This is a genomic window from Helicobacter bizzozeronii, from assembly GCF_900196775.1.
In the GTDB taxonomy this organism is placed as follows: Bacteria; Campylobacterota; Campylobacteria; order Campylobacterales; family Helicobacteraceae; genus Helicobacter; species Helicobacter bizzozeronii.
Genome location: NZ_FZLB01000007.1, coordinates 20,975 through 31,063, shown reverse-complemented (window position 1 = coordinate 31,063; position 10,089 = coordinate 20,975). Strand labels below are relative to the sequence as shown.

The following is a 10,089-nucleotide window of genomic DNA, read 5'->3' as shown; positions in this document are numbered from 1 at the left end:
AGTCATTATTTATTGTGGCAAAAATGTATCCAACTTCATGAGCCCATTGCGATCTTAGAAGATGATGTTCATTTAAAACCTCACTTTTTTGAGAGATTGGACTTTTTGCAAAAACATATAGATAAAATAGGCTATATACGCTTGTCGCATAACACGCACCACAAAATTTGCAAGAGACCTACAAAATTTCCCCGCATATTTGAAGTCGTCCAATTCACGCTAGGCATTGGGGCGATGGGTTATTGCCTCACGCCTAAAGTGGCGCGCAAGTTCATTAAAGCGAGCCAAAAATGGGTGATGCCCGTGGATTGGGTGATGGACAACCACGCCTTGCATGGGGTTAGAAACCTAGTATTTGAGCCCTTCATTATTGGTGAAAATGAGCAAGCCATGCAATCTAGCATTGATAGACCGCCCTCCACCCAAAAGGTCTCCCCCCTCGTGCAGCTGTGTAGTAAAATAGCCCACTTTCGCTTTGAACTCTATTTTTGGGTGTATGCCACCATGCGGGCATCTTAACACGAGGAAACCATGCACATTTTTGTAATCCACCTCTCCAAACAGACTTGTTTAAAACATAGCCTCAAAGAACGCAACATTGAGTCTTTGTTAGAGAGTTTGCAAAATCCTAAACACCCTGTAGAAGTTTTTGATGCGATCTATGCCAAAACTTCTAAGGGCTTGCACCCCTTAGTGCAAAAACATGTTCACCCCTACTTTGTGCATACCAATTTGAACTTGGCGGGAAAGTTGTTGGGGGGGGGGGAGCTTGTGTCCTTACTTAACGCATGCTGGTATAGCCTTAAATATGGTGGTAAGGCCATGAGTGGGGGGGAATTGGGTTGCTATGCGAGTCATTATTTATTGTGGCAAAAATGTATCCAACTTCATGAGCCCATCGTGATCTTAGAAGATGATATTGATTTAGAATCGCACTTTTTTGAGAGTTTGGATTTTTTGCAAAAACACATGGAGCAGTTGGGCTATGTGCGTTTGATGCATTTATGTGAGCCCCTAAAAATCCCCACCACAACCCCCAAAGTCGCTAAAATCCCCCATTTAACAGATGGAATTGGCACGCAAGGCTACTGCCTCACGCCCAAAATAGCGCACAAGTTCATTAAAGCGAGCCAAAAATGGGTCATGCCCGTGGATTGGGTGATGGATAATTATTATCTGCATGGGGTTAAAAATCTGGTGCTTGAGCCCCCAATCATTAGCGAACATGAGAGTGCACAACACTCCACGATCACTAGATGTGGGGATCGCACCCCCCCTTTTTTATTGCGCCTATGTGTCAAACTCAATAGACTCTACCTTAGAATTTATACCCGCCTCCACCAACACCCATGATCCCAGCCCTCCAAGATGCGCTTTTAAAATGGTATCCCCTGCATGGGCGTATAGATATGCCTATCCGCCATTTGAGCGGGGAAAATGCGCCCTATGAGATTTATATCTCTGAGATCATGTCCGCCCAGACCCAAATTAATGTGGTGCTGGATAAGTTTTACTACCCTTTTTTACAAGCCTTCCCCACGCTCAAAGACTTAGCCCAAGCCCCCTTAGAACAAGTTTTGATCTTGTGGAAAGGGCTTGGTTACTACGCTCGGGCTAAGAATTTACACAAGGCTGCCCAAATTTGTATGGACCAACATGGCGGGCTTTTGCCCCAAGATTATAAAGCCCTGTGTGCCTTGCCGGGCATTGGGGCTTATAGTGCGGGCGCGATTTTATGCTTTGGCTTTAGGCAGGCGGTGGGCGTGGTGGATGCCAATGTATCCCGTGTGCTTTTACGCCTTTTTGGCATGGATATTGCGAGCAAAACGCTTAATAAGGACTTGCAAGAGCGAGCAACTGCCTTTGTCAATGTGGCTAACCCCTTTGATCACAACCAAGCCCTCATTGACTTAGGCGCGCTCATCTGCACGCCCAAAAATCCCCAGTGCCACCTTTGCCCCCTGCATTTTGCTTGTCAAGCTCAAAATGATATAGAACGCTTTAGCGTGCCAAAAAAAACCCCCAGTATCGCCCTCACCCAACATTATGGGGTGTGTGTGGATCAAGGGGGGTTGTATCTGTGCTTGCCCCCAAAGGGCTTGTATGCTGGGCTTTACCAATTCCCGCTATTAAAAGAACAAGACTTAGTAACCCTGCCCTTCATAGGGAGCATTAAACATAGCTACACCAAATACCGCCTACAAATCAAACTTTACCAAGCCAGCTTACACGATTTAGCCCCTAGCGATCTTAAAAAGATGCCCTTAAGCCAGCTCAATCAAATCCCAATAAGCTCCATGACCGCTAAAATCTGGCAACTTTGCCAAAAAAAGAGCAATATCATCCTAAGGACTTGACAAGTTTATTAAAATCATTATATAATTGGTCTTTGTTGATCCAGATTAGCTCAGCGGTAGAGTAGGCGGCTGTTAACCGCTTGGTCGTAGGTTCGAATCCTACATCTGGAGCCATTTTAGATTCCCTTTTGTCCCCTTAGTTTGAGCGTTTTTTCTTGCTGATTTACCTTTCTGTGTTAGTTTTGCCGATATAAGGGCATGCAGTGTGGATAAGCAGATGAGTTGGAACACTATTAGCTTACCCTGCTGTGTCCTAATTTTAAAAAGAAGGAGTTTTTATGGCTTTAAGTAAAAAAGTGGGGGGCTTGGCTCTCTCTAGTTTGATGGCATTTGGTCTAGCTTCGTTTGCACAAGCAGATGAAAAAAATGGCTTTTTTATGGGGCTTGGTTACCAACAAGGTAAGATCGGAAGCGGTGCTTACCACACGGCTTTGACTAAGGGGACCTCCGTCTATGGTATGGATATCCAACTAGGGGGCGTGGGCTTTGCTAATAAATGGTTTGGCGGGCAGGTCTATGGGTTCTTTGATTGGAACAATAGCCACATCATGGGGTCCAATGCTCGCGACAAGTGGAATGTTTATACCTATGGTGGTGCGGCCGATGCGATCGTGAATGTGATCGCCACTAATCCCTTTGCCTTTGGTCTAGTGGGCGGTATCCAGTTAGCCGGCAACACTTGGAATTTTAACACCTTCTCGCACACGGCATTCCAATTCCTCTTTAATGTGGGTGGTCGTATCCGCATGGGCACGCACTCCGCTCTCCAAGCAGGCATCAAGTTCCCCATGATCCCCCAAAGGCTCACACCCCAAATCAAAGACATACGCCGTTATGTGTGGTATGTCAATTATGTCTTCACTTTCTAGGCTAACCTAGAGCTTCTAGGGAGGGGGTTTAAGCGGGGAGTTTTTTTAAGCGTTCTTGCAGATTTTCTAGTAGGCTTTGCAACACTTCCGAGTCGTCTTTACTGGGGGCTAGAATCGTGTATTGTTGGTTGCCCTCAAAAATGGTTGTGCGTTGGGCGTATTGGGAGATTTTGCTAATGCCTAACAAGTTAGCCAAAATTTTAACACGGATAATCTGCAAAAATTGCGCGCTCATGGAATCAAGCGGACCAAAACGATCCACGATCTCCTCTTGGATAGCCCGCACACTGGATAAGTCGCTACACAAGGACAGACGGCGGTAAAGCTCCAAACGCAAACTATCATTTTCAATCAAATCCGCGCTCAAATACCCACTCACCGCTAATTTCAAATCCACATTTTTTAATTCCACCCTCTCCCCGCTCTTTTCTCTAATGGCTTGTTCGAGCATTTTGCTATACAGACCATACCCGATATTTTGGATATGCCCGCTCTGATCTTGCCCTAGAAAATTCCCACTCCCCCGAATTTCTAAATCATGCAAAGCCAGACTGGCACCCGCCCCCAAATCGCTATTTTTTTCAAGCGCCACTAGGCGTTTGAGGGCATCTGGGCTTAAATCCTCTTTATTTTCCACCAAGCAATAACAAAAGCCCTCTTTGTGGCTCCTGCCTATACGCCCCCTAAGCTGGTGCAAATCAGCCAGACCAAAGCGATCGGCGCGATCGATGATGATCGTATTGGCATTGGGGAGGTGCAAGCCCGATTCCACGATCGAAGTGCAGATTAAAATATCTAATTGCCCTTGCTCAAAGGCTTGCATAATATCTTGACTCTGTTGTAAGGGGGTTTTGGCATGCAGGGTTTCAATCTGCAAATGGGGCAAGAGATCAGTAAGAGTTTTTTTAGCTTGGGGCATGCTCTCAATGTGGTTGTGGATATAAAAGACCTGCCCGCCCCGCCTGCGCTCCCTTAAAATTATCTCTTTGAGCAAACTGGGGGTTTTTTCTTTCACAAAGGTGCGGCTAGGGACTTTATAGCTGGGCGGGGTGGCTAAGAAACTCATGCCCTTGATGTGGGCGAGTGCCATGCTAAGTGTTCTAGGAATAGGGGTGGCTGACATGCTCAAACAATGCACGCTTTTAGCTAAGAGTTTGATAGCCTCCTTTTGCTTGACCCCAAATTTATGTTCTTCATCCACCACCACCAGCCCCAAGTTAGCAAACTCTGCCCCCAAGAGGGCATGCGTGCCAACCACCACATCTAAGCTACCCTGCTTTAAGCCCTCTAAGATGTGCTTTTTTTCTGTGGGCTTGCTGGAACGATCCAGCCTAGCTACACGCACACCAAAGGGTTCTAAGCGGGTTTTGAGGGTGTTAAAATGTTGGTTGGCTAAAAGCGTGGTGGGCACAAAAAATGCGCTTTGCTTACCGGCTAAAAAAAGCGCATAAATGGCGTGCATAGCAACCTCTGTCTTGCCAAAGCCCACATCCCCGCTTAAGAGCCGATCCATCACCTTCCCACTAGCCAAATCTTGCAAAATCTCGGCGATACTGCGTTCTTGATCGCTAGTGAGGGCAAACCCACTGGCATGCTTGAAACGCTCTAGGGCGTGCGGTGAGGGCGTGATGACCTGCCCAGCGATCAAATTACGCGTGGCTGCTAGATTAATAATATCTGTTGCCATGTCTAGTAATTTTGCCTTGAGTTTGGCTTTGAGTTTGGCAAAACTGCCCTTACCTAGGCGATCCAAAGTTGGGCTACCCGGGGCAATATAGCGATCTAAGAGGTGCAAATTTTCCACCGGGAGCAAGAGGCGATCGTGATTGCCATATTCTAGGGCTAAAAAGTCGCGCACACTCCCTAGAACGCTATTTTGCACCAAGCCCTGAAACTTACCCACGCCATAATCTGCATGCACGACATAATCGCCTAAAACCAGTTCATCTAGGATCAATTTGGAACGCCCACGCGCTCGTTGCTTGGTATAGCCATGCAAGGATAAAAAAATCTGTGTGGGGGTGGCAAAATGCAAGACACAATCTGAAATGACCACATCAAGGGCTATTTTGGGCAAAGGGGGGATCAGGCTTTGATCTTTGGCTAGCAAGGTGATTTTGCGGTGTTGGTTGAGTTCTAAAAAGTCATGGAGCTGGTCTAAAGAGACTTGCAGATTTTGGCATTTAGGGGGCGTGGCCAACACGGGCAATTTTAAGGCACGCTCCAAACTCTTTAAAGACTCTAGGCTGGAGAGTTCTTGTGCCTCCTCTAGGGCTTTGGGCGTGAGAGTGGCACTATAAGTATTCAAAAAATCCACCCCCAAATCACCCAGCACCCAAAAGCCCAAAGAGGCAATATCTGGGATCAAGGCATCACTTTTTAATGCCTCTAGGCGTGCTTGCATTTGTAGCATCTGTTGCTTGGTGAGGCTAAAAAGTGCTGGGGCGATCTCTATACGCTCAATGATCTCAGGCTGGCTAAGTTGGGTGCGTGGATCAAATCGTTTAATGTCCTCGCAAGCATTGCCTAAAAAGCCCAAACGATGGGGCAACTCTTGCCCGGGGATAAAAATATCCACAATGTCGCCTCTAAAGCTAGCCTCCCCGGGCAACTCCACCACCTCCACAAACTCATAACCATAGCGGCTTAAATCCTCTTTGAGGGTGCTTAGATCATAGCTCTCTAAACACTCTAGGCTAAAGCTTTGGAGCAAGCAAGATTGGGGCAGGGGGTGTAGCAACGCACTTAAAGGGGCAATCAATAAACAATCTTGCCCGCGCTCTTTAGCTTGGTAGAACAAGCGTAATTGTGCTAAAAGTTCTTGAAGTTCCGTGCTAAAGGCACGCATGTCATCTAAATAGCGCACACGCAAATCGGGTAAGACAAAGGCTAGGGAATGTGGGCGGAAAAAACGCCACACCTGCAACACCTCCCTAGCCTCTAGGCTATCTTGCACGATTAAAATTTGGCTGCAAAAGGCTTGGAGGGCGGCATAAAAACTAGCTTGGATCATTGGCTTTGTCTTTAGGGGCTAAAATGGGGGTCTCTTGGCTCTTATCTTGCAATAAATTAGAGGACATATCGCCCTTAGGGCGGCTCTCCCCTGATAAAACGCCCTTGCGCTCAATCACTAACTCTGCACTCATAATCTTGCCATCCACATACCCAAAGGGCATGATCTCAATCAAATCGGCTTGGGCGTTCCCCATAAACTTCCCGCTCACCACCAAACGCGTTGCCACCAAGTCGCCCACCACAACGCCATTTTTGCCAATCACCACCGTGCTAGAAGAGTGAATCGTGCCCTCTAGTGTGCCATCGACATGCAGATGGCAATCAATATTGACCTCTCCCTTTATTTTGGTGCCTTGGGCGATGATGGTAACCGATCCATTAGCAGGTTGTTTATGATCGTTAGTAAAGATTGCCATGCGATATTCCTTTCTTGCGTGAAAATGAAGTCAAAATTCTTCATGTTCCATTTGATAAAAAACATGGGATTAATGGGCTTATCCATAAAACGCACCTCGTAGTGCAAGTGGGGTCCAGTGCTCATGCCACTGCTCCCACTATAACCGATGAGTTGCCCTTTTTTCACAAATTCCCCATTTTCAACCACAATTTTACTCAAGTGGGCATAATAAGTCTTAAATCCAAAGGGGTGGAAGAGTTTGACAAGCCGCCCATACCCCCCATTCCACCCGCTATTAGCCAGCCCCACCACCCCATTAGCCGTGGCATAAACGGGGGTCCCCATGGGCGTGCTTAAATCCACGCCGGTATGCTGGTGCATGGTGTGTAAAATCGGGTGGAAGCGTTTGTAAAACCCATCGGAGACACGCACATACGAAACCAGTGGGGAGTCATTGGGGATAAAACGCATGATAAAGGTTTTTTGCGCACCCGTGATGCTGGCGACATCTAAACGCGCGCTTAAGGGGGCATCTTCCTCTTGATCCTCCACACTCTCAATCCCCACCAAATCTTCTAAATCATTGATGTGATTGCCCGCTAACATCATCTCTTCAATATAGCCCTGTGCCTTTTGGTGTAAGCGTGAATTGGTTTGGGTGCTCTTTTGGTATTCGGCTTTAAGGGCTTTGGTCTGATCTTTGGTGGCTTTGATTTCGTGGTTGAAGGTGTAGAGCGCACTGCCTAAAAAAATCAACACGCCCAAAATGAATAAGAGAAAATAATAAGCTAATTGTTTATAGATAATGGGCACATTGATAAATTTGCTCCCATCCGGGTGGGTGATCATCAAAATAAGCCGTCTATTGAGCCACATTTGAAGCCCCCTCCTTAGATTTTTGCGTGAGCTGGTCGGCATTTTGGTAGCCCTGTATTTGTGCCATGTCGCTGATACTATAAAAGAGATTCTTCCAATCCACTTGCGAATCCCCCTTGAAGATAGATTCAAAGTGCGCCAAATCCCAATTCAAATACCGGGGCATATCCACAATTTGCCCCAAAAAGCGGATTTCATAGTGTAATTGGGCGCGCTTTAACCCTCCGCTATTCCCGCTATAGCCCAGCAACTCGCCCTTTTGCACGAAGGCGTGCCTTTTAACCACAATTTGGCTCAAATGCGCATAAATGGAGCTAAACCCAAAGGCGTGATCCAAACGCACCACATTCCCATAACCAGCATGCCGGTTTAAAAAGATCACATCCACAATCCCGCTAGCGGTGGCATAAACGGGGGTATTAAGGGGGACGCTAAAATCATAGCCTTCATAATTCCCGCTTTTCTTTTTGGCTGTGGGGGCTTTGGAAGTGTAGGATTTTAAGGGCTCACCATTGGGAATCAGGGCTAGGGCTAGGGTTTTGTTGGCTAAAGAGAGTTTGTTTAAATCCACCCCGCTATAAGCATCGGCTCCATCACTCTTTTTGACCTCTAAGATTTTTTTTAATTCCCTAATCCGGTGGGTGATGATGGCGATTTCTTGGGTTTTTTGGGCGATTTCTTTTTTGAGGCTGTTATTTTTGTGGTAGAGGCTTTGGTAATCTGATTCCACGATGTGCTTTTCTAAATTCAAATGCCCGATCTTTTGCACCAAATAGCTTAAAAACCAGCCCCCAGCCACCATGCCCGCCACCACCAACAACGCCCCCAAGAATAAATGCCGTTTGATTTTTTTAGAGAGTCTGAGCTGTTTAGAGCCATTCTCATCAATGATGGTTAAAACTAATTTGTCATGCATGCATGCGCCTATAAGTTTGGATAAATCCCCCCACCACGCTAAAAGAACCCGTTACCACCCAAAGCGTATCGGGCTTAGGTCTAAAAGCCTCCCAGCTAAAGATACTAAAAGTTACTTTTAAGTCTTTTAAAATACACTCTAAGTCCTCTTGGGGGATGATTTGAGGATCATCTATTGGAAAAATAAACACATGGTTTATCAAGGGTTTTAAACAAGCAAGCACGCCCCGCACATCTTTTCGTGCATAGCTATTATAGATCAAGTTGGCTTTGGCTCCTTGGAGGGCTTGGGCTAAGACCTGCGCACCGCTGGCATTGTGGGCACTATCGGCAATTAAATTAGGTGCTATGCGTTCAAAACGCCCCCCTAAGTTTAAAGGAGGCAAAGAATCAAGGCTATAGGCGATCCCCAAAACTTCTAAGGCACTCAGGGCACTTTGGAGATTTTGGGCTAAAAAGGGCGGGTAGTGGTGTTTGTGGGCATAATGCCAAACTGGCTTGGAGGGCGGGGGGACTAGGCTTAGGGGCAAGCTGGCTTGCTTGCTCATTTCCTTAGCTAGTTGGAGTACCAAATCCTCTTGAGGGGCGCAAATGATCGGGGTGTGGGGCTCTAGGCTTTGCATCGCTTTTAGCTTGGTGGTGGCAATGGCTTGAAGGGTGGTGCCCAGTCTGTCGGTGTGATCGATGCTTATGGGTGTGAAGATAAGGGCGCAACGCTTATCTAAACGCGTGGTGCTATCAAACTCCCCTCCCAAACCTGCCTCCAGCACCAAATAATCACAATCCCTAGCTAAGATCACCGCGAGCAAGGTGGCGTATTCAAAATAGCTAATTTCAGGCTCTAGGGGCAAGCTTTGTAAAAACTGGTGGGCATTTTCTAGCTCACGGGCTGTAATCACCGCCCCTTGTTTGTAAAAACGCTCGGCAAAATCACACAGATGGGGCGAGCTAAAATGCAAGACCTTTAAGCCTGCTTGCTCTAAGCCCAGCGTTAAAAACCGCCCCGTGCTGCCCTTGCCATTGGTGCCAATGATTTGGATTTTAGGGACACAATCTTTAAAATGCAGGCTAAATTGCGTATAAATACGCCCAAAACGCATCGGATCAAAGCGGGCTAATTCATGCGCGCGGGTGTTTAAAAATTCATTTAGCGTCATTTATTCACCTTGCCCTCATAGGCGATTTGGGAAACAAATTGGGTCATGGTTTGATCTAGGGCTTGACCGATTGCATATAAGCGGTTATTATAGGTGATGAGGGGGTTTTGCAAAGAGACCGCATAGTTATAATACCCGCTGAACTCAAAACTCTTGTTCGTGCCCATTTTATTATCGTAAGTGTAGGTAACATAGGTGGTTACGCGGTAAAAGGTGGTGAAACCCTCTTGGTTTTGGCTAATGGAAGTGTCTAGGACCTTATTCATCTCAATGGTGATGATCGAATCAGCTTGTTTTTCGCTAGTGAGGGTGTTTTGGAAGCGTTGGACCACAACACGATTGATTAAGTCTTTAAATTCCACCGAGTTTTTGGGGTTGGGCATATTCACCACCAAGCGCACATAAACCCCCTTACCCAAGACTTTATCCGCAAAGCTGGCAATGGGTTTATAACCACAGCCACCCAAACCCAAGAGCCATAAAACAAGTAAGACCCGCAAAGA

10 protein-coding genes and 1 tRNA gene are annotated in these 10,089 nt (G+C 46.6%); 5 read left to right on the top strand and 6 right to left on the bottom strand.

All coding sequences use genetic code 11. The features are described from left to right. The 5 genes from C5684_RS01210 to C5684_RS01190 form a co-directional block, all read left to right on the top strand. Positions 1–519: glycosyltransferase family 25 protein (locus C5684_RS01210; protein ID WP_199764458.1), on the top strand; the 519-nt coding region annotated here is incomplete at its 5' end. A gap of 12 nt (positions 520–531) precedes the next feature. Next, positions 532–1,353: a glycosyltransferase family 25 protein gene (locus C5684_RS01205; protein ID WP_104639166.1), complete on the top strand. Its 822-nt coding sequence runs from the start codon at positions 532–534 to the stop codon at positions 1,351–1,353. After that, complete coding sequence (locus C5684_RS01200; protein ID WP_104639165.1) at positions 1,350–2,357, top strand: A/G-specific adenine glycosylase; 1,008 nt, start codon at positions 1,350–1,352, stop codon at positions 2,355–2,357. The genes C5684_RS01205 and C5684_RS01200 overlap by 4 nt, the downstream gene beginning before the upstream one ends. Before the next feature lie 39 nt (positions 2,358–2,396). After that, positions 2,397–2,471 (top strand) — tRNA-Asn (locus C5684_RS01195). A gap of 164 nt (positions 2,472–2,635) precedes the next feature. Then, positions 2,636–3,226: an outer membrane beta-barrel protein gene (locus C5684_RS01190; RefSeq protein WP_104639164.1), complete on the top strand. Its 591-nt coding sequence runs from the start codon at positions 2,636–2,638 to the stop codon at positions 3,224–3,226. Positions 3,227–3,254: 28 nt separating this feature from the next. Here the strand turns inward: C5684_RS01190 and mfd are convergent, their stop codons facing one another. From mfd to lptE, 6 genes are read right to left on the bottom strand one after another with little or no spacing between them, the layout of a single operon-like run. After that, entirely contained in the window at positions 3,255–6,239 is a 2,985-nt protein-coding gene (mfd, locus tag C5684_RS01185) for a transcription-repair coupling factor (RefSeq protein WP_199764457.1), read from the bottom strand. Continuing rightward, positions 6,226–6,657, bottom strand: a complete 432-nt coding sequence (locus C5684_RS01180; protein ID WP_104639163.1) for a bactofilin family protein — start codon at positions 6,655–6,657, stop codon at positions 6,226–6,228. Before C5684_RS01180 ends, mfd begins: the two co-directional genes overlap by 14 nt. Further along, complete coding sequence (locus C5684_RS01175) at positions 6,582–7,514, bottom strand: M23 family metallopeptidase (protein WP_104639162.1); 933 nt, start codon at positions 7,512–7,514, stop codon at positions 6,582–6,584. The genes C5684_RS01180 and C5684_RS01175 overlap by 76 nt, the downstream gene beginning before the upstream one ends. Then, on the bottom strand, positions 7,501–8,430 hold the full coding sequence (locus tag C5684_RS01170) for a M23 family metallopeptidase (protein WP_104639161.1): 930 nt from the start codon (positions 8,428–8,430) through the stop codon (positions 7,501–7,503). The genes C5684_RS01175 and C5684_RS01170 overlap by 14 nt, the downstream gene beginning before the upstream one ends. Beyond that, positions 8,423–9,586 carry a Mur ligase family protein gene (locus tag C5684_RS01165; protein WP_104639160.1) on the bottom strand — a complete coding sequence of 388 codons (1,164 nt, stop codon included), beginning with the start codon at positions 9,584–9,586 and terminating at the stop codon, positions 8,423–8,425. Before C5684_RS01165 ends, C5684_RS01170 begins: the two co-directional genes overlap by 8 nt. Continuing rightward, positions 9,583–10,086, bottom strand: a complete 504-nt coding sequence (gene lptE / locus C5684_RS01160) for an LPS assembly lipoprotein LptE (RefSeq protein WP_104639159.1) — start codon at positions 10,084–10,086, stop codon at positions 9,583–9,585. Before lptE ends, C5684_RS01165 begins: the two co-directional genes overlap by 4 nt. Positions 10,087–10,089 lie beyond the last annotated feature (3 nt).